The sequence below is a fragment of the Streptomyces sp. AN091965 genome (genome assembly GCF_022698285.1).
Classification (GTDB): domain Bacteria; phylum Actinomycetota; class Actinomycetes; order Streptomycetales; family Streptomycetaceae; genus Streptomyces.
Genome location: NZ_JALDMY010000003.1, coordinates 1 through 18,300, shown reverse-complemented (window position 1 = coordinate 18,300; position 18,300 = coordinate 1). Strand labels below are relative to the sequence as shown.

The following is an 18,300-nucleotide window of genomic DNA, read 5'->3' as shown; positions in this document are numbered from 1 at the left end:
ACCGGGGCCCGCCCCCACTCGTGGTGCTCCGGGTCAGCCACACGTGCGCCGGTAGGGAAGGCCCTTGGCGCGGACGGTCCATTCCTCGCGGCTGAGGCCGCGGTCGGTGATCGCGCAAGCGCGCCGGACGGGGTCCGCGACGACATCGGTCAGTTCGGTGACGTCCCACACCAGGGTGGACCCGTCGTGGCTGGCCGCCGCAAGGAGGTGGCGTCCCCGGCTCCACGCCAGCGCGCCGATGCCCTTGGACTGGCCTGTCAGCACGGTCAGTTGCTCGGGCGCGGCGGGGTTGCTGATGTCCCACAGACTCGTGGTCTTGTCCCAGCTGCCGGTGGCCAGGACGCGTCCGTCGGGGCTGAACGCCACAGTGAACACGGAACTGGCGTGAGCCCTCAGCGTCGCGAGACGGCGGACCCGGCCGGGGTCGGCGATGTCCCACAGCACCGCGGTGGAGTTGTCGCCGGCTGTGGCGAGCTTGCGGCCGTCCGGGCTGAAGACCGCCTGGTACAGCGCGCCGCTGGGGTGGGCCGCCGCTCCCAGGCGCCGTGGCCGCGCCGGGCGGGTGACATCCCACAGGATCGCCCTGCCGTCGCCGCCTGCGGTGACCGCGAGATGGCCGTCGGGGCTGAACGCCACCCCGTTCACCCAGTTGCCGTGGGCGCTGAGCGTGGCGAGCTGACGGGGGTGCAGCGGATCGCTGAGGTCCCACAGCAGGGCTGTGGAGTCCGTGCTGCCGGTGAGCGCGGTGTGACCGTCGGGGCTCAGAGCCACCGCGTACACGTCGTTGGTGTGACCCCTCAAGGACGCCAGTTGACGGGGGCGACGGCGGTGGTGGATGTCCCACAGGATCGCGGTGTCGTCGGTGCTGCCGGTCAGCACCGTCCGGCCGTCTCGACTCATCACGACCGAGCCGACACCGGCCGTGTGCCCGGCCAGGGAAGCCAGTCGCCGGGGGCGTGCCCGGTCGGTGAGGTCCCACAGAGTGGCTCTGCTGCCGGCGCTGCCGTCGGTCGTGACGGCGGTGCGTCCGTCCGAGCTCAGCGCCACGCCTCGCCCGGCCCCGGCGGGACCGGGCAGGGAAGCCAGTCGACGCGGAGGAGCCGCCGCCACGGCATCCCACTGGATCACCGAGCGGTCCGCGCCTCCGGTGGCCAGGCTCTGCCCGTCGGGACGGAACGCGACGGCCTCCACCGCGCGGGAATGTCCGGTGAGGACGTCGAGGCGGACCGGGTGCGCCGCGTCGGTGACGTCCCACAGCGCGGCGGTACTGTCCCAGCTGCCCGTGGCCACGGTGTGTCCGTCCGGGCTGAACGCCACCGCCCTGACCGAGTTGCCGTGACCGGCGAGCGTGCCCAGTTCGCGTGGATGCCCGGGTGCGCGGACGTCCCAAAGGATCACGGTTCTGTCCGCACCGGCGGTGGCGAGGATGTGCCCGTCGGGGTTGAACGCCACCGCCCACACGGTGCTGGTGTGGCCGGTGAGCGTGGCCGAACGGCGTGTGCGGGCGGGTCGGCGGACGTCCCACAGGGTCGTCTGACGGCTCTCGCCCCCGGTGGCCAGAGTGTGCCCGTCCGTGCTGAAGGCGACCGCGGAGACGGTGTCGCGGTGGGGGAGGAGGATCAGGCGGCGCGGACTGGCCCGGTCGGTGACGTCCCACAGGGACACCGTCTTGTCCCAGCTCCCGACGGCCAGGGTGCGGCTGTCGGGGCTGAAGGCCACCGCGAACACCGGCTCGCTGTGTCCGCGCAGTACGGTCAGCAGCCGGGGCCGTTCGGGGTCGGTGACGTCCCACAGGGACGCGGTCCCGTCCCAGCTGCCCAGGGCCAGGAGGGCCCCGTCGCGGCTGAAGGCGAGGGCGTTGACCCCCGCGCTGTGTCCGGTGAGCGTGGCGAGGTGGTGCGGTCTGGCCGGGTCGGCGATGTTCCACAGCTGGGCGGTCCGGTCGGCGCTGGTGGCCATGACGTCGTGCTGCCGGGGGTTGTACGCCACACCGGTGACCCCGCCGTGGTGCGGGGGGAGGGTGCCCCGGTAGTGGGTTCCCATCAGCGTCTTCACCAGGCTGGCCCGTGTGCGTGGGCCCGTGGCGGTGCGTGCCGCGGCGATACCGAGGAGCAATGAGTCACCCGCCTGCTCGTTGCGGAGCGACTCGGCCTGGAACAGCAGGTTCCGGGCGGCCGCGTCACGCCGCTGGCCCCGCGCCTCCTGCCACTGCTGGAAGGCGAGGCCCCCGCCGATCAGAGTCATGGCGAGCAGGACGACCAGCAGGACGGTGAGCTGGGTGCGCCGGAGAGCACGGCGGCGGGCGGCGCGCAGTTCCGCGGTGTGCTGCTGGACGCTGGCGTCGAGGAAGTCCCGGGCGAGCGGGCCGAGCCCGGCCCGGTGCTCGTCGCGCTGGGCCCAGTCGCGGGCCAGAGCGAGGCGGCTGCCCGTGTACAGACAGGCCGGGTCGTGTCCGTCGCTCTTCCACGTGTACGCGGTCTGCGTCAGCTGCTGGTGGACGAGGAGACCGGCACGGTCGGTGTCGATCCATGAGCGCAGCCGGGGCCACGCGCGCAGCAGGGCTTCATGGGTGATCTCGACGCCGTCCTGGCTGACGGTGACCAGCCGGGCGTCGTCAGCGGAGAACACGGCCAGGACCCGGGCGGCCAGCTCGGGATCCGGCAGCTCGGCGAGCAACCGGTCGCGGTGCGTCCTGCGCCGGGTGTCCTCGGTGCCGTCGCCGATGTGCACCAGGCGCAGCAGCAGCTGCCGCGCGGTGGCTTGCCCGGACTCGTCCAGCGTGGCCAGGGCGCGGTCGGCCGCGGTGGCGACGGCGCGGTCGATGCCGCCGGTGGCCCGATAACCCTCCACGGTGAGGAGATGGCCGTGCCGTTGCTGCCAGGTGGCACGCAACGCATGGGCCAGCAGGGGAAGTCGGCCCGTCTCGTAACGGGCGACGGCCGGGGGCACAGGGCTGTGTCCTTCGGGGAGGGCGGCGGGGCCCGGGTCGACAGCGCGGGCTGCGGGACCGGCGAGGGCGGGCGCGGCCATGCCGAGATCGCGCAACAGTATTTCCGCCAGGCCTGGTTCGACGTCCAGGCCTGCCTCCCGGGACGGCAGGACGATGGCCTGGCGCAGCTCGGGTTCCGTCATGGGCGCCACTACGAGCTGGCCGCTCTGCAGCACGGACCGCAGCCAGGGGTCACTCGCGCACGGCGTGTAGAAGTCCGACCGCAGCCCGAGCACGACCAGCCCTGCCGGGCCTGTGCCGTCGGAGTCCGCCTGCGCCAGGCCTTTGAGTACGTCGAGGAAGGCTTGCCGGTCCTGCGGGCTGCCGCACTCGGTGAAGAGTTCTTCCAACTGGTCGACCACGACGACGAGTCGTACGCGGCCGGTGCCCGGGCCGCGGTCTTCGTCGTCCGCGCCGCCGTCGGCACCGTCCTGTCCCTCCCGCACAGCAGCCGGTGGTGCGGTGCCGCACGCCAGCGCCACACACGCCCGGGGGCCGTCCGCCACCGCCTCGGCCGCGGCCTCGGGGCTCACGCCCGAGGCGCGCGCCAGCTGAGCGGCCAGGGCGCCCAGAGGACGCGCGGTGGGGGTGAGCCGCAGACGCGGCCAGCCAGCCGACCCGGGCAGGGCTCCACGAGCCAGCGCGGGCAGCAGACCGGCCTGCAACAGCGAGGATTTGCCGGCGCCGGACGGAGCGACCACGGCGAGCGCTCCTCCGGCGCGCACCCGTTCGTCAAGGCGCACGAGCAGTTCGGCGGTCAGCCGGTCCCGGCCGAAGAACCACCCGGCCTGCCTCTCTGCGAATGCTGCCAGGCCCGGGTAGGGGCACTCGCCACCGCGGGTGTCCGACGTGGACTGCCGGGCCCGGCGTACGCCGTCCTCGTAGTGCAGGTGCAGATCGCGCTCCGCGATGTGCAGGTCCCGTCCGGCCTGGTAGATGCGGGCTCGACGGGAGGCCAGGGCGCGCAGCACCGTCCGCTCGCCACCGAGGGCCGGCTTGTCCGGCCCGGTCATGGCCCAGTGATCTGCTGGTCGCCGCCTGCCTGATACACCCGCCCGGAACCGGTCGCGGTGGCGTGCATCGTGATGTGCCGCACCGCGGGCCGTTCGGACGGAGGCAGCAGCGGTGTCCAGACCTGCTCCAGGACCCGTCGGATCTCGGCCAGGACGTCCGGGTCGGCGGCCACCAGCTGAGCCAGCCTCCCCCTCCACTCGTCGGCCAGGGCGTCCTCGGTCCGCACGTCACCGTCCCGCCGGGCGGCCAGCAACGCGGCCCGTGCGTGTTCCAGTTCCGCCTCGATCGCCACGACCCGCTCCGGGTGCACCCGCTGCCACAGGGTGACCGCCCCGGCCCGCGCCTGCTGCCACGCGTCGGTGGCGATCGCCGTCACCAACGCCGTCCCCGCCGCCATCACCAACGGATCCACCCGGCACCTCCACGACCCATCGGCCGGTAAGAAACCAGCCAACTCCCCGTCGATGCCATCCTGGCCTTCGAGCGAAGATCACACACAGTAATCGGGTGAATGTGTGACAGCCGCCGCCATCCTTCTCCTGATGGGTTGCCGGGACGCACCACGAGGGCTGTGGCAAGGCGGTGACAGGCGAGCTTGAGGGGGCACCGGGCCTCGTGCGGCAACCGCGTCTGCCGTGAGCGCCTCTGCGTGAGTTGTTCGCCCCGCGGCGCCCGCACCAGGACGGCTCGCCAGCAACGCCCTTCTACAGATAGGGCAGGACGAAGTCGAAGCCGGCCTTGCGGTGGGCGGCCCCGGCGGGGCAGACGCCGTCGGTGGGGTAACCGTAGAAGAAGAGGCCGTAGCACTTGTCGCAGAAGCGCCAGTTGCGCTGGGACTTGCCGTTCTCGGGGATGTCGTGCGGCAGGACGAAGTCGTAGTCCCCGGTGGCCTTGCGGTGCCCGCCGCCGGTGGGGCAGCGGCCGTTGGTCGGGTAGCCGTAGAAGAACTGGCCGTAGCACTTGTCGCAGAAGCGCCAGTTGCGCTGCGCGGTCGGCGTCTCCGGTACGTCGTGCGGCAGATTGAAGTTGAACCCGGCCGAGTCGTGGCCGCCGCCCGCCGGACACGCGCCGTCCGACGGGTAGCCGCGGAAGAACAGGCCGTAGCACTTCACGCAGAACCGCCAGTCCGCCTGGCTCGCGCGGGCCGAAGCGGGGCTCCGTCGCGGTCCTGCCGCCGCGGCGGGCCCGGCGAAGGCCCCGGCCATGGCGGTGGCGCCCGCCGCGCCCGCGGTCGCCTTGAGCACGGTGATGAGCATGGCGCGCCGGTCCGGGTTCTCGGTGTCGCCGCTTTCCCGCGGCGACCCCGGCTTGGGCTGTCTCAGGTCCATGGGTGACTCCTTCGCTCCGCCGGGCCCCGCCATCACGGATCACGCGCACCAGCGCCCGCAGGACGGGATTCCAAAGGCTCACCCCGGCACCAGGCCTCCCTGGACCTCCGGTTCACCGAGGCGCCCTCACCTTGCCCCACGGCTTCGAAGGCTGCCATCGCGGTTCCGGTCAGCGGAACTTCAAGGCCTGCGGAGCCGCTGTCCCCCTGGGGCGGCGGAGCGGCGTCGCCCGGCCCAGTGGTACAGCAGCACCGAAGCCACCGCGGCGGCAGCGCACCAGGTGGAGATGAACTCCTGCCGCCACAGGACGACGGACACCGCGGCCCCGATGGCGGTCAGGACGCCGAGGAGGCTGAGGACGCGGTCGCCGGAGACGAGCAGGGAGCCGATGGTCGCGAGCAGATAGCCCGTGACGGTCAACCCCGTGTGGGACAGCCCGAGGGTGTAGCCGACCGTGTGCCCGCGGATCTCGGCGCTCACGGTACGAGTGACCAGCGCGTACGCGAGCGCTGCCGCTGTCGCGACGCCCACGGCGAGGGGGATCAGCAGACGGCGGTGGGCGCGGGGCGGCGCGGCACACAGGACGGCTGCGGGCACCCACAGCGGGAGCAGGGGCAGGGCGATGACGGCCCACGCGGTGATGGCGGGCCCGGTGCCGCCGTTGTGGTGCCAGACGACGGCTTCGATCAGCTGATGGGCCCCCAGGAGGACGGGAAGTGCGGCCAGGGGCAGGTCACGGGGGCGTCGGGCCGCCCGGGCCACGGTGGCGACTCCTACGGCCGTGATGCCCGTACCCGCGACGAGGTCGGCTGTTGCGCTCCAGCACATGAGGGCAACGGTACGGCTGCGCCGGGCTTGGTGGAGGCGGGCTCGCCAGGAAGGCCGGGTCGGGCCGCGTCCCGCGTCGTCGACCGGTGTGGACGATCGTGGTGAACCCGGCACAGAGGGCGCAGCAGCAGTGAGGTGGGGGTAGCCCCCGGCCGGATCCGGCGACGAGCCCCATCGCGGCTGAACGGCCGCTCCAGCAAGCTCATTTCCCACGGGGCCGACCGCAAGGTGGCCCTGCGACGAGGACGGATGCGAGTCGTCAGTCCTGCCGATGACAGGGAGGCCGGGATGAAGCGCGTACGCAGGGCGCTGGTGACGGTGACGACGGCGGTCGCGGTGCTCGCGGCGCCGACCGCCGCCCTCGCCGTATCGGGAGAAGCCGTGTCGGGGGAAGCGGAGCGCACCGGGTTGCAGAGAGGCCTGGACGGGATCACCGCGGAGAGCGCCGTGGGCGCCCTGATGGAGGTGCGTGACGAAGACGGCGTGTGGCGGGGCACCAGCGGGGTCTCCGAGCTGGGCACGGCGCGGCCGGTCCCGGCACACGGACGCTTCCGGATGGGCAGCATCACGAAGACGTTCCTGGCCACCGTCGTCCTGCAGCTCGTGGCCGAGGGCCGCCTGCGGTTGGACGACAAGGTCGGCACGTGGCTGCCCGGTGTCGTCCCCAACGGTCATCGGATCACCGTGCGGCAGCTGCTCAACCACACGAGTGGGGTGCCGGACTACCGCCGCGCGCTGCCGATGCCACCGGCGCCGGAGTTCCTGGACAACCGCCTGCGGACCTGGTCCGCGACCGAGCTGATTCAGCGGGCGGTGCTCAATCCGCCGACGTTCGAACCCCCGGGCTCCGGCTACGCGTACTCCAACACCGGCTACCTGCTGCTCGGCCAGATCATCGAGAAGGTGACCGGCCGTTCGTACGGCGAGGAGATCGAGCGCCGGATCATCCGCCCCCTGCGGTTGCGCGGCACCTCGGTGCCGGGGACGTCCCCGCGCCTTCGAGGGCCGCACCCGCACGGCTACGTACCGATACAGCGGGCCACGGGGAGGCAGCTCGTCGACCTCACCGTGATGAATCCGTCGCTGCTGGGCGCGGGCGGCGAGATGATCTCCACGACGAGTGACCTCAACCGGTTCATGGCCGCGCTGCTCGGTGGGCGCCTCCTGCCGGGCCACCTGCTCGACGCCATGCGGACACCCGGCGTCAAGGACAGGACGTACGGGCTGGGGCTGCGCTGGCAGGACACCTCGTGCGGGGTCCGTGTGTACGGCAACGACGGTGACGCCCTGGCTTATCAGGCCTGGTCGTTCACCACCGAGGACCGGCGCCGCCAGGTCACCGTCGCGCTCACGCCCGACTTCCGCGGCGATCCGGACGACGCCGTCGAGGCGCTCCTCGACGAGGCATTCTGCGACTGACCCTCACCCGTGTCCCTCACCCGGTGGAGCGAAGAGGAGGCTCGGGCAGCCAGTCCCGAGTCGGGTCGTACTCCAGCCACCGGCTCCGCTTCGCTTCCTCCGCGCAGGCGGTGGCGAGCCCGTCGAGGCCCGGGTGTCCGTCGCCGGTGCGCCACAGCAGCGACCAGGCGTACAGCGGCGTGGGTTCGATGAGAGGGACCGAGCGCAGTCCGGGGACCTTCGGCAGGGGTACGTCCGCGGGGACCAGTGAGAAGCGTCGTGGCTCTTGCGCCACTTCGGCGAGGAAGTGCGCGAGCCCCAGGTTGACGCTCGCGGCCGCGTCCCGGATGCCGAACCGGACGGCGAACTGGTGGAGGAAGTCGAGCCGGTCCAGGGCGCCGGGCGCCCACAGCACGCTGTCGCGCAACTGGTCCGGACGCAGGGCCGGTTCGGCCGCGAGGGGGTGGTCCGCGCCGAGGACGGCGTCCACCGGTTCGAGGCGGACGAGGCGGTGAGCGAGGCCGCCGGGCAACGGGGGGTGGACGCGGCCGAAGGCCGCGTCGGTGTCGCCGTGCAGCAGTGACGCCGTCACCGACGGCAGGTCACGCCCGTGTCCCAACGCCAGTTCCCCGGCTCGCCCGGCAACCTGGGCCAGCGACCGCATCGGCGCGTAGAGGTGCCCCCAGACGTCCACGCGCAGCGGACGGTCCTCGCCGACCACCGCCGTGACGGCGGCGTCGGCCGCGGCGACGGCCTGCCGGGCCGGCGGGAGGAAGCGCTGCCCGGCCTCGGTGAGGCGTACGCCGCTGCCGCCGCGGTGGAACAACTCGGTGCCGAGCAGGGATTCAAGGCGCGCGATCCTCTTGGACAGGGCCTGCTGGGAGAGGGCGAGCGTCCCGGCCGCCCGCCCGAAGTGCAGTTCGTCGGCGGCGCGCACGAAGGCACGTACCTGCGCCACGTCGAGATCCATGGCTCTCACCATAGGTGACAACCGATGGTTGTCGGTCTCGCCCGGTCGTTGTTGGATCCCGCTGGGGCCGCGGGGGTTGCATCGTCGGCATGCAAAGACTGATTCCCACGGGGCAAGCGGCGCGCCCCGTCGCCTTCGCCGAGGTCCCCCAGCCCGTGCCGGAGCCCGGTGAGGCACTGGTCAAGGTCGAGGCGTTCGCGCCCAACCGGGGCGAGACCTTCCTCCTCGAACGCCCCAAGGCGGACCTGCTGCCCGGCAAGGACGTCGCGGGGCTCGTCGTCCAGGCGGCGGCCGACGGCTCCGGACCCGGCATCGGCACCCGCGTGGTCGGGCATCCGGCCCAGGGCGGCTGGGCCGAGTACGCCGCTGTGCCCACGCACTCGCTCGCGGTGCTCCCTGACAGCATCGACAGCGCACGGGCCGCGGCCCTTCCCCTGGCCGGGATCACCGCCCTGCGGCTGCTGCGTACGGCCGGTTCCCTGGCCGGTCGAAGGGTGCTGCTGACCGGTGCCTCCGGTGGCGTCGGCCACTACGTCACCGAGTTGGCCACCGGGGCCGGAGCAGAGCTGACCGCGGTGACGGCCACGCCAGCGCGCGGCGAGCGGCTCGCGGAGCTCGGCGCGCAGGTGGTGCACGAGGTCGCCGCGGCGCGGGGCCCGTTCGACATCGTGCTGGAGTCCACGGGCGGTCCCGACCTGCCGCTGGCCCTGTCGAAGACGCGCCCGGGCGGCACCCTCGTCTGGTTCGGCCAGGTGAGCCGCACCCCGGTGACCCTCGACTTCTTCCAGCTCTTCGGAGGGCCCGAGCGTGCCACGATTCAGCACTTCCACTACGCAGGCGCCCCGTACGACTCCGATCTCGCCGCACTGGTACGCCTCGTGGAACAGGGCCGACTGCACCCGGAGATCGGCCGCACCGCCGACTGGGCACACACCGCCGAGACCCTCGTCGACCTGCGAGAACGTCGGATACGCGGCAAGGCCGTCCTGCTGATCGGAGGAGCACGATGAGCGCCGCCGAGTTCGCCGCCGCCCAGTGGACCCGCGCCACCGGCGCGGGTGTGGACCCGCACGAGTACCGGCGCGTCACCGAGGACCTCACCTCCGTCACCGACTGGGGACCTGCCTTCCTGCGCACCGGGCACGCCTACCTCCAGCGCGCGGCCGACGCCGGGTCGCCCTTCTCGGCGGGGGAGCACCTGCTGACCGCGGCCCGGTGGTTCCACCTGGCCACCCTCGCGCCGTACGCGCAAGCGCACCGGGCAGCCGTCGAAGCGGATCGCGCCCTGGGCCGAGCACTCACGCTGCTGGAGCCCAGCGCACGGCGGGTGAGCGGTGAGGGCTTCACCGGCTGGCTGCGCGGCCCCGCCGACGCGCCCGGCACCGTGGTCGTCGTCCCCGGCCTGGACTCCGCCAAGGAGGAGTTCCTGGACCTGGTGTTTGCGCTGCTGGCCAGGGGGCTCGCGGTGTTCGCGATGGACGGCCCCGGCCAGGGCGTACTCGCGGCCACGACGACGTTCGTGCCGGACTACGAGCGGGTCGTGGGCCGAGTCGTCGACGCCCTCGGCGTCACCCGCATCGGTCTCGTCGGTCTCAGCCTGGGCGGCTACTTCGCCGCCCGGACCGCGGCACTGGAGCCGCGCGTGGCGGCCGTCGCCACCGTCAGCGGCCCTTTCCGCCTCGACTGGCAGGAACTCCCCCCGCCCGTACGCGACCTCATGGCTCAGCGCGCCGGAGGGGCCGACGCCGCCCACGCGTTCGTACGCCACGTGGACCTCACCCCACTGGCGCCCCGCATCGCGGTACCGCTCCTGGTCGTCGACGGCGGTCAGGACGTCATCCCCGGCGTGACCAACGGCGAGCCCCTGGCCCGCCTTGCACCGCGCGGCACCTACCTGTCGGTCCCGCACGGCGACCACTTGCTCGGCAACGCACGGGCTGAATGGCTGCCGCAGCTCGGCGACCACCTGGCCGACAGCCTGCGAGCCTGAACGCCAGGAACCTGGTCACAGGCGGCTGGCCTGCCACCCAGTGGTCAGCCAGGGTGTGGGGCGAGCGGTGTGTAGTGAGTGCAGCATCGCTCGGTCGGCGTCGGCGTCGGCGTCGGTGCCGACGCCGACGGTGAATGCGTCCGTCGTGTCCGTCCTCACGTCGCTCGGGCAGAGGCCGGTGATCGGCCGCCAGGTCAGCCCAGGGCAGGCTCGAAGGTCTGCGGCTCCTGTTCCTTTCGCCGAAGGAGAGTGAGGGCCTCGCGCAGAGTCAGGTGCGCCCGGGCCCGCCACTCGTGTTCGAGGATGGTGAACATGTAGCAGTCCCACCAGCGTCCGTCACGGAAGTAGAGCTCCCGGACCTTCCCATCCCGTGTGCTCCCGGAGGCGAGGAAGAGCCGCTGGGCGGCGAGGTTGTCGACCGCTGTCATGAACCACAGCCGGTGGACGCCGAGTACATCGAAGGCGAGGCTCGCAACGAGCTGGCTCGTCTCGTAACCCGCCGAGAGGTCCGCCAGGTGGGGCCGCAGGATGATCGAGTGGCAGTAGACACTTGAGTACTGCTCGCGTTCCACGGTCACCGTGCCGACGAGGGCGCCGCCCTCACGCTGGACGATCGCGAGCCGGTGCCGGGTTCGACCGGGATCCGCTTGGTCCGCCTCGGCCACACCCATCAGGTCGACGGTGGCCTCGTACGACATCGCGCCGGTCGAGGTGTGGCGCATGACATGAGGGTCGCCAAGGATCTCTGCCAACGCATAGGCATCGGACGAGACGAACTCCCGCAGCGCGAGCGCGGTGCCCTCGCGCACGACACGAGCGACGGGCGGAAGGCAAACGGCAGAGGAGAGGTCGGCTGTACTCACGGTGATGTTACTGATCCTCTGTTGTATAAGGGCTACCCCGAAAGGGACATCCCGTGTAGTTAACCGGCTACCAATCAACAACCGATCAACACGGGCATGACGGAATGCCCCTGAAGGCGGTAACAGCTGCCTGGGCCCCGTGCCCGCGAGATCCTCACTGCCGTGCGCAGCGGAACTCCTGATGCCCTTGCCGGACGGTTGGGCACTTGGACGGTTGTGCCTAGGACCGTCGCGGGGGCTGGTTGTGTCCGAGGCCGTACCTGCTGTCTGTCTGGGGTGTGGTGGGTTAGGGGTGGGGTGTGGTGGTGATGGTGCTGGTGAAGGCGGTTTGGTTGTTCTGGGTGGCGGTGATGTGGGTGGTGGTTCCGGTGGTGGTTGCGCTTGGTCCGGTGTCAGGTCCGGGTTGTGTGGTGGTGGTGATGTGGGTGGGGGTGGTGTATTCGAGGAACTGGAGGAAGGTGGCGTGGATGTGGGTGGGGTAGGGGGGTGGGGTGGTGAGGCGGGGGGTGCGGGTCGGGGTGCGGGTGAGGGTGGCTGTGGCTGTTCCCGTGGCCGTGGCTGTGGTTGGTCGCGGGCTGGTGCCGGTGTTCAGTGCGGTGTTGTGGTTGTGGTTGTGGTTGTTGTGGTGGTGGGTGGCGTGGGTGGCTTGGCGGGCGGCTTCGAGGAGGAGCATGCCGGGGGTGTGGTCGACGGGGTGGTCGAAGAGGGTGGGGTGGGTGGTGTCGTTGCGGAGGGTCCAGTGGTGGGGGTGGGGGGTGGGGGAGAGGACGACGTCGTGGGGGTGGTGGCGGCCTACGTGGGTGGGGTGGGTGGGGGGTGGGGGTGTGGTGGGTGTTTGGGGGTGGTTGCCGCGGATGCGCTGGTAGATGGTGGGGGAGTGGGCGGAGAAGCGGGTTTGGGCGGTGCCGAGGTGGGTGCCGTTGCGTAGGGCGATGGCGTGGAGGGTGAGGGCGGTGAGGTGGCCGTTTTGGCGGCGGCGGATGTCGGAGCAGGTGATGTAGAGGGTGAGGTGGGTGGGGTGGTGGGGGGTGTGGTGCATGGCGTGGGGGTTGATGTCGGCGGTGAGGTATTGCCAGATGAGGTGGTGGCCGTGGGGGAGGTGGTAGGCGTTGTGGGCGAGGAGGGGGAAGCATTGGCGGATGGTTTCGATGAAGAGGAGGGGGTCGTTGAGGTGGGGTGTGGGGGTGTAGAAGGGGTGGTGTGTCGGCCATTGGGCGGTGACGGTGTAGGTGTCGGGGCGCAGGGTGTCGTAGCCGGTGAGGAGGACTTCGGCGGGGTTGTGTTTGTGCACGTGGTGGGGTGCGAGGGTGGGTTGTGCGGGGGTGTTGGTGGGTTGTGCGGGTGTGTGGGTGAGGTGCTGGGTGACAGGCATGGTGAGCCCCCGTTGAGTGGTTGCGAGTGACCGCTTGCACTTGTGCTCGGTTGGCGCTGTCTCGCCGTTCAGCAACATAACGAGTGTTCTTTTTGTTGTCGAGGGGTGTCTGGTTCCTGTCCGTGGCACGGGGTGCCGTGGCGGGGGGCCGGAGTGCGGGGTGGCGGGGAAAGGGGGGCTTGTCGGGCGGGTGCACCCAGGGGCGCGGTGAGTGCCGGGGCGGGGTGCGGCGGGGGTGGGGGTGGTGGTGGAGTTGACCGGAACTGTTCGCCCGGGGCAGCGAGTTGGGGCTGTGGGGCGGGGCGTGGAGGGCATTGGGTGGCTGAAAGTGGAAGGTCGTCATCCGTCCCGGGGGCGGTTGGCTGCTTCCCGCCCTTGCCCCCGCCGCCGTCCTCCGTCCCCGCCCTCCGTCCTCCGCTTTCCGTCCTTCGTCCTGTGTCTCGGGTCGGCTGTCGGTGTCCGGCTGGGGGGTGCCGCGGGTGGTGCGCGGGCGGGTGCGGGGCTGGCTGCCTGGCGGGGTGCCGGGGTCTGGGGTCTGGGGTGAAAGTGCCGGTCGTGGCCACTGGTTGAGGGCGGCGGCTAGTAGGGCCGTCTCGTCGCGGGTGGCGGGTGTGTCATACCGCGTGGCTGCAGCCCGGTGGCGTTTGAGGTGGCTGGCCCCCGCACTTGACGGCGTGCTGCTGTTTGTAGCTGTCGTTGGCGCGTGCTGCTGCTTGTGGCTGTCCTTGCTGAATGCGCCACCGGCTCTAAAGGCTGTTGCAGAAGGCCGTGTTTGGGCAGGTCAGGGCCTGGTTCAAGGCTGCTTCTGATGCCAAGGCGAGGTTGTGCATGTGGGCGACGGCGCGGACAGCGTGGTGGAGGCCATCGCCGCGCTGCTGGCAGTCGCGCAGGATCTTGTAGTTCTTCAGCGCGGCGAGGGTGTGCTCCACCCGGGCCCGCACGCGTCGGTGCTCTGCGTTGTCCGCTTGCTCGCCGGGCAGCAGGGCCCGCCGCTGGTTTGCGGTGCGGTACTACCAGGCCGGTGTTGAAGTGCGCGCCGTCCCCCAGCACGGTGACGCCTTCGCAGTGCTGGGCCAGGCCGGAGTTCCCGCCAGACGTGGGCGTCGGCCTTGTTGCCCGGGGCCGGCCGGGCGGTGGCCGCCACCAGGCGTGTGTCGGCATCGATGATGACCTGCTCGTTCGCCGAGAAACGGTAGTTGCGTGAGGAGGCGGCAACGGTGCGGTCCCGGACCGGGACCAAGGTGCCATCCACGATCCACAACCGCTCCATGGCGTCGGCCGGAGGCGTCACAGGCTCCAGCGTCAGCAGCGGCCCCAGTTTCTGGATCACCCGGCACACGGTGGCCGGCGAGACCCCGAACAGCGGCGCCAGCTGCCGCATGGTCAGGTTCGTGCGGTAGTACACCGCCACCAGCAGCACCCGCTCGGCCAGCGGCAGACACCACGGCCGCCCCCTCATGGTGCCGTTGCCGTCCCGCTCGCGCACCACCTTCAGCAGCCGCTGGAACGTACCAAACCGCAGCCCGGTGAACGTCTCCACCCACAGCAACTCAGCCCGCAGCACCCCACCCATACAGGAGAAAACCCCAGTTCACAGCCTTCTGCAACAGCCTTTAGAGGTTGTTCCGTATGGGGTGTGGGTTATCCGGTGAGGGCGAGGTTGTGTGGGCTCCAGGTGTGTCTGGTCTTGCCGTTTGCGGTGCGTGATGGGTGGGCCGGTGTCTTGGTGGCTGCCGTCGGCGCTGGTTGGTGGTCTGTGGCAGGCCTGATTGGCGCCGGGCTGTGTGAATGCCCGGCAGTCGTTGCGGCTGCCGGGCGGCGGACGGCCGATCACCGCGGCCGGGCGGCTGTTGGCGGCGGTGATGACCTGCGGGTTCGTCGGGTACCGGTAGTTCTTGCCGGGGGCGGGGGTGCTGCGGTCGTGGGCGGGTGTGAGGGTGTCGTCAGCGATGGAGGCGGTGTCCTTGCGCGGTTGGCGGGCCGCAGTGATGGTCGGCGGGGGCGCCAGGTGATCGAGGGTGCGGTCCTGCAGACTTATCAAGTCCCCGGGATATCGGCGCCGCCTGCCGCGACGTCAGGTCCGTGCGCCGGTATGTCGCCGCCAGCAACGCCCGGGTCTCCGGCGGCCGTTGCCAGGGGTGGCCGTGCTGGACGTCGCCGCCTCGGTGCCATGCCAGCGCCGTCGGCTTGGTGAACGGTGGCTTGGTCGGCCCGGAAGGACGGCTCGGTCCATTTCGGATCTTCCGCTGTGATCACCCCGACCGTGCCCGGCCGGCGCGCCAATCATCTCCCCGGTTGCGGGACGGCATCGAGGTGTGCGGTGGGGCGGGTCAGCGGTCCGCTGCGGGGTGGGGCGTTCGTGGAGCAGCGGTCAATGGGTGGTGGTCAGCGGGTGGTGGTGTGGGGTGTGGGGTGGGTGTTTTAGCCGGGGGGTGGGTTGTCGGCGAGATGGTTGTTGTGGTCGATCTGTGGCATGTGGGTTTCGGCCCAGGTCCGCAGGGCGGAGAGTGGTTTTTCGAGGGACAGGCCGAGTGCGGTGAGCTGGTAGTGGACGGCGGGCGGCACGGTGGGTTCTACGCGGCGTGCGGCCAGGCCGTCGCGGACCAGGCTGTGCAGGGTGTGGGACAGCATCTTCTGGGAGATGCCGGGGATGCGGCGGCGCAGTTCGGCGAAGCGCAGCTCACCGGGTGCCTGTTGGGCCAGTACTTTGACGGTCATCGATGTCCACTTGGTGCCGATGCGGTCGAGCAGCTGGCGGGTGGGGCACAGCGGGTCCAGCACATCTCCCCGTTCGCCGGGCCGCGGGCCGGGTCCGCTGGGTCTTGGTGTGGTCACCTGGGGCTCACCACCTGTAGGGGAAGTGCCGTCTTGGGCGGCCCAGGATAGTTCCCTAGCGTGACCTGGTCACCCTTGTTCACCTTGTTCTGGAGTGTCTCCATGCCTGAGCTGCGGCGTGTTTCCGTCAACGGTGTCGAACTGAACGTGGCTCTGTCCGGATCCGGTCCGGCGGTGCTGCTGCTGCATGGCTTTCCGCATACCTGGGAGGTGTGGCGGGAGGTCATGGCCGGCCTGTCGGGCCGGTACCGTGTCATCGCGCCGGACCTGCGCGGCCTGGGTGCGAGCAGCCCGGTCTCCTCGGGGTTCGATGCGGGGACCCTGGCCGAGGACGCCGCGGGGCTTCTTGCCGCGCTGGGTGTGCCGTCCGCGGCGGTGGTGGGTATCGATGCGGGGGTCGCGCCGGCTGTCCTTCTGGCGCTGCGCCGTCCCGGGCTTGTCCGGCGTCTGGTGGTCATGGAGTCTGTGCTGGGCACGCTGCCCGGGGCGGGGGACTTCCTGGCCGGGGGGCCGCCGTGGTGGTTCGGTTTCCACTGTGCTGCCTCTGGCCTGGCCGAGACTGTGCTGGAGGGCCGGGAGGCTGCCTATGTGGGCTGGTTCCTGCATACCGGCACGCTTGGTGAGGGGGTGCGTCCTGCGGTGCGGGATGCGTTCGTGCGCGCCTATACCGGCCGTCAGGCGCTGAGCCGCGCGTTCTGCTACTATCGGGCGCTGCCGCAGAGCGCGGTGCAGATCGAGCAGGCTCTGGCCGCAACCCGCCTGAGGGTGCCCACCATGGCGATCGGCGCCCGGCCGGTCGGCAGGGCGCTGGAACACCAACTCCGCCCCGTCACCGACGATCTGAGCGGGCACCTCATCGAGGACTGCGGCCACATCATCCCGTTGCACCGCCCCCGTGCTCTGCTCGCGCTGTTGCGGCCGTTCCTGGCCGGCGGGCAGGCAGGAGCGGGGTGAGCGCGGACGGGGCCGGGTGTCCGGTGCCTGCCCTGCCGAGGTGTGCGCCGACGGTGTGCGCCGTGGGTGTGGGTGTGGGTGTGGTGGGCGGGAGTGTGCTGTCGTGTCATGCGTGCCTTCGCCGGTCTGCTGCGGGCTGGCCGTTCTTCCTTTGGCCCGGCCGCGGGCGGCCCGGGTGTGATGTGCGCGGGCGGGCTGTGGGCCCGCGCACGCTCCTGTGCCGGGATCGCGCGGAGGGCGGGGCGTGGCGAGCGGGGTTGCGGGACGCGTAGGCAGGTCATGACGGATGCCGGGGGCGGGGGCTGAACTTGTCGGTACCGGCGGGTCCTTCGGTGCCGGTGCCGGTGCCGGTCGGGCTGGGGTGCCGGGGCCAGCTGCTGGTGCAGGCGGGGGTCCGTAAGCGGTGCGTGCCTCTTGGGTACTGCGCTGCGGCCCGCCCTGGCGCTGTGGCCCTGCGGTTCGCTGGCGGGCGTGGTTCTGCTGTCCGCGCGGGGGATGTGTTGTCGGCCGGCAGGGGGGGGCGCGTGCCCCGCCGAGGGGATGGGTCCGGCGGGGCATGTGCGTGAGGGGTGGGTTACATCTCGCCGGGGCGGGGCTTGTCGAGCCAGCTGGAGGCGGTCACGCGGTGGGTGTCCAGGCGGTTTTCACCCGCGTGGAGGGTGAGGGCGGAGTCGGTGGCAAGGCCGTGTGCGGACGCGACTGCCGGGGGTGCGGGGAGGGGAGCGGCCGGGCGCGCGGTGTGGTGGGTGCCGGTGTCGGCGAGGGCTGTGCTGGCGCCCAGGGCGCACAGGGCGGCCGCTGCCACGCCTGTTGCCACGTGCTTGATCATGAGAGTCCTCCCGGGTCTCGGAAATGTGGATGGGTGCACGCAGTAGACCGTCCGCCGCTCAACAAGCGGTCAACACCGGTATGACAGCGAATGCCTTGGGGGGCGTGCAGCCGGGTCGCCCGTCTGCGGCCCCTGCCCAGAAGGTCCTCGTGTCCCGGTGCGGCCGATGACGAGGTAGAGCGCGTTGAACGGCCTGACCGGCAAGGCAGAGCGCCGTGGGGGGGCTGACCGGCGGCGGACGCCGGTGTGCCGCCCGCAGGTCTGTGGTGTGGTGCGGGCGGGCGGCGATCCCGGCACTGCTGCTGATGCTGTACCCGAAAGCCGGGTGGGCGGGCGCGGAGCGTGGGGGATGTTGTTGCCGGGTCCGGCTGCGGGCTGGACATAGGGGTGGCCTGGGGGGACTGGAGGTGTCTTCGGGCCAGGCCGGGGGCCGGGCTGGCGGGTGGGGCCTGTCCGGGAATTCGCGGCCCTCGGGAGGGGCTTGTGGTGGCCCACGCTGTGGTGCTGGCTGTGCTGTTGGCCCGTGCGTGAGGCGGGGCTGGGTGCCCTCTCGCCGTGGGGGGCGTGCGGCTGCCCGGGGCGGTGCCCGCAAGCCGGCGTACTGCTGCTGTCCCCGGTGCTCGGCCGGTCGTTGGCCCTGGCCGCTCGGGGGCGTTGGGTGTGCTGGGTTGCTGCGGCCGGTGTGTGCTCTCGCTGTCTGCGGTCGGTGTTTGCTTTGTCTCCTGTGTTGGCGGGAGGGGGCGTGCGGTGGAATCCGTCCGGTGGTGGCGGCAGTTCGTCTCGGGCCGCTGCTCTCTGTGTCCGGGGTTGGTGGCGGTGTCCGCGAGGCGGCTTCGCAGGGGCCGGGGCCTTGTGGGCTGGTGGGCGGGGGCTGTTGGGCGGGTGTGGGGGGATCTGGCGGGCTGGTGGGTGTGGGTGGTTGCTGGCTGG

The 18,300-nt window shown here is 71.7% G+C and carries 13 protein-coding genes and 1 pseudogene; 4 read left to right on the top strand and 10 right to left on the bottom strand.

The annotated features are described in order from the left end of the window. Positions 1–33 precede the first annotated feature (33 nt). The 4 genes from MQV74_RS40345 to MQV74_RS40330 all read right to left on the bottom strand — a co-directional run bounded on the left by MQV74_RS40345 (position 34) and on the right by MQV74_RS40330 (position 6,159). The gene (locus tag MQV74_RS40345) at positions 34–4,002 is read right to left on the bottom strand and encodes a WD40 repeat domain-containing protein (RefSeq protein ID WP_242729415.1); all 3,969 of its coding nucleotides are present in this window, start codon (positions 4,000–4,002) and stop codon (positions 34–36) included. Continuing rightward, the gene (locus MQV74_RS40340; RefSeq protein ID WP_242729414.1) at positions 3,999–4,415 is read right to left on the bottom strand and encodes a hypothetical protein; all 417 of its coding nucleotides are present in this window, start codon (positions 4,413–4,415) and stop codon (positions 3,999–4,001) included. The genes MQV74_RS40345 and MQV74_RS40340 overlap by 4 nt, the downstream gene beginning before the upstream one ends. Positions 4,416–4,707: 292 nt before the next feature. Beyond that, positions 4,708–5,331 (bottom strand): hypothetical protein, encoded by a 624-nt coding sequence (locus tag MQV74_RS40335; RefSeq protein WP_242729413.1) that lies wholly within the window; start codon positions 5,329–5,331, stop codon positions 4,708–4,710. A gap of 180 nt (positions 5,332–5,511) precedes the next feature. Next, positions 5,512–6,159, bottom strand: a complete 648-nt coding sequence (locus MQV74_RS40330; protein ID WP_242729412.1) for a DUF6629 family protein — start codon at positions 6,157–6,159, stop codon at positions 5,512–5,514. 288 nt (positions 6,160–6,447) lie between these two features. On the opposite strand from MQV74_RS40330, the gene MQV74_RS40325 reads away from it, so the two are divergent. Next, complete coding sequence (locus MQV74_RS40325) at positions 6,448–7,578, top strand: serine hydrolase domain-containing protein (RefSeq protein ID WP_242729411.1); 1,131 nt, start codon at positions 6,448–6,450, stop codon at positions 7,576–7,578. Between the two features lie 16 nt (positions 7,579–7,594). On the opposite strand, the gene MQV74_RS40320 is transcribed toward MQV74_RS40325, so the two are convergent. Then, positions 7,595–8,527 (bottom strand): LysR family transcriptional regulator, encoded by a 933-nt coding sequence (locus MQV74_RS40320; RefSeq protein ID WP_242729410.1) that lies wholly within the window; start codon positions 8,525–8,527, stop codon positions 7,595–7,597. Between the two features lie 89 nt (positions 8,528–8,616). Here MQV74_RS40320 and MQV74_RS40315 point away from each other — a divergent pair, with 89 nt between their 5' ends. Next, on the top strand, positions 8,617–9,537 hold the full coding sequence (locus MQV74_RS40315; RefSeq protein ID WP_242729409.1) for a zinc-binding dehydrogenase: 921 nt from the start codon (positions 8,617–8,619) through the stop codon (positions 9,535–9,537). Beyond that, on the top strand, positions 9,534–10,517 hold the full coding sequence (locus MQV74_RS40310) for an alpha/beta hydrolase family protein (protein WP_242729408.1): 984 nt from the start codon (positions 9,534–9,536) through the stop codon (positions 10,515–10,517). Before MQV74_RS40315 ends, MQV74_RS40310 begins: the two co-directional genes overlap by 4 nt. A gap of 194 nt (positions 10,518–10,711) precedes the next feature. Here the strand turns inward: MQV74_RS40310 and MQV74_RS40305 are convergent, their stop codons facing one another. From MQV74_RS40305 to MQV74_RS40285, 4 genes and pseudogenes are all read right to left on the bottom strand, one after another. Next, complete coding sequence (locus MQV74_RS40305; protein ID WP_242729407.1) at positions 10,712–11,326, bottom strand: GNAT family N-acetyltransferase; 615 nt, start codon at positions 11,324–11,326, stop codon at positions 10,712–10,714. 340 nt (positions 11,327–11,666) lie between these two features. Beyond that, positions 11,667–12,752 (bottom strand): ScbA/BarX family gamma-butyrolactone biosynthesis protein, encoded by a 1,086-nt coding sequence (locus MQV74_RS41030; protein ID WP_278195513.1) that lies wholly within the window; start codon positions 12,750–12,752, stop codon positions 11,667–11,669. 809 nt (positions 12,753–13,561) lie between these two features. Further along, positions 13,562–14,325, bottom strand: a pseudogene (locus tag MQV74_RS40290) (transposase family protein); the annotation flags it as partial. Between the two features lie 848 nt (positions 14,326–15,173). Then, positions 15,174–15,587 (bottom strand): winged helix-turn-helix transcriptional regulator, encoded by a 414-nt coding sequence (locus MQV74_RS40285; protein WP_242729406.1) that lies wholly within the window; start codon positions 15,585–15,587, stop codon positions 15,174–15,176. A gap of 102 nt (positions 15,588–15,689) precedes the next feature. Between MQV74_RS40285 and MQV74_RS40280 the strand changes: the two genes are divergently transcribed. Continuing rightward, entirely contained in the window at positions 15,690–16,541 is an 852-nt protein-coding gene (locus tag MQV74_RS40280; RefSeq protein ID WP_242729435.1) for an alpha/beta fold hydrolase, read from the top strand. A 574-nt stretch (positions 16,542–17,115) separates the two neighbouring features. Here MQV74_RS40280 and MQV74_RS40275 read toward each other — a convergent pair. Further along, entirely contained in the window at positions 17,116–17,370 is a 255-nt protein-coding gene (locus MQV74_RS40275) for a hypothetical protein (RefSeq protein ID WP_242729405.1), read from the bottom strand. Positions 17,371–18,300 lie beyond the last annotated feature (930 nt).

What these genes read in the sequence shown, in the direction of transcription:
- MQV74_RS40315 (WP_242729409.1), top strand. Translation starts at nt 8,617, where the DNA reads ATGCAAAGACTGATTCCCACGGGGCAAGCGGCGCGCCCCGTCGCCTTC.
- MQV74_RS40280 (WP_242729435.1), top strand. Translation starts at nt 15,690, where the DNA reads ATGCCTGAGCTGCGGCGTGTTTCCGTCAACGGTGTCGAACTGAACGTG.
- MQV74_RS40345 (WP_242729415.1), bottom strand. Translation starts at nt 4,002, where the DNA reads ATGACCGGGCCGGACAAGCCGGCCCTCGGTGGCGAGCGGACGGTGCTG.
- MQV74_RS40275 (WP_242729405.1), bottom strand. Translation starts at nt 17,370, where the DNA reads ATGATCAAGCACGTGGCAACAGGCGTGGCAGCGGCCGCCCTGTGCGCC.
- MQV74_RS40335 (WP_242729413.1), bottom strand. Translation starts at nt 5,331, where the DNA reads ATGGACCTGAGACAGCCCAAGCCGGGGTCGCCGCGGGAAAGCGGCGAC.
- MQV74_RS40325 (WP_242729411.1), top strand. Translation starts at nt 6,448, where the DNA reads ATGAAGCGCGTACGCAGGGCGCTGGTGACGGTGACGACGGCGGTCGCG.
- MQV74_RS41030 (WP_278195513.1), bottom strand. Translation starts at nt 12,752, where the DNA reads ATGCCTGTCACCCAGCACCTCACCCACACACCCGCACAACCCACCAAC.
- MQV74_RS40310 (WP_242729408.1), top strand. Translation starts at nt 9,534, where the DNA reads ATGAGCGCCGCCGAGTTCGCCGCCGCCCAGTGGACCCGCGCCACCGGC.
- MQV74_RS40330 (WP_242729412.1), bottom strand. Translation starts at nt 6,159, where the DNA reads ATGTGCTGGAGCGCAACAGCCGACCTCGTCGCGGGTACGGGCATCACG.
- MQV74_RS40320 (WP_242729410.1), bottom strand. Translation starts at nt 8,527, where the DNA reads ATGGATCTCGACGTGGCGCAGGTACGTGCCTTCGTGCGCGCCGCCGAC.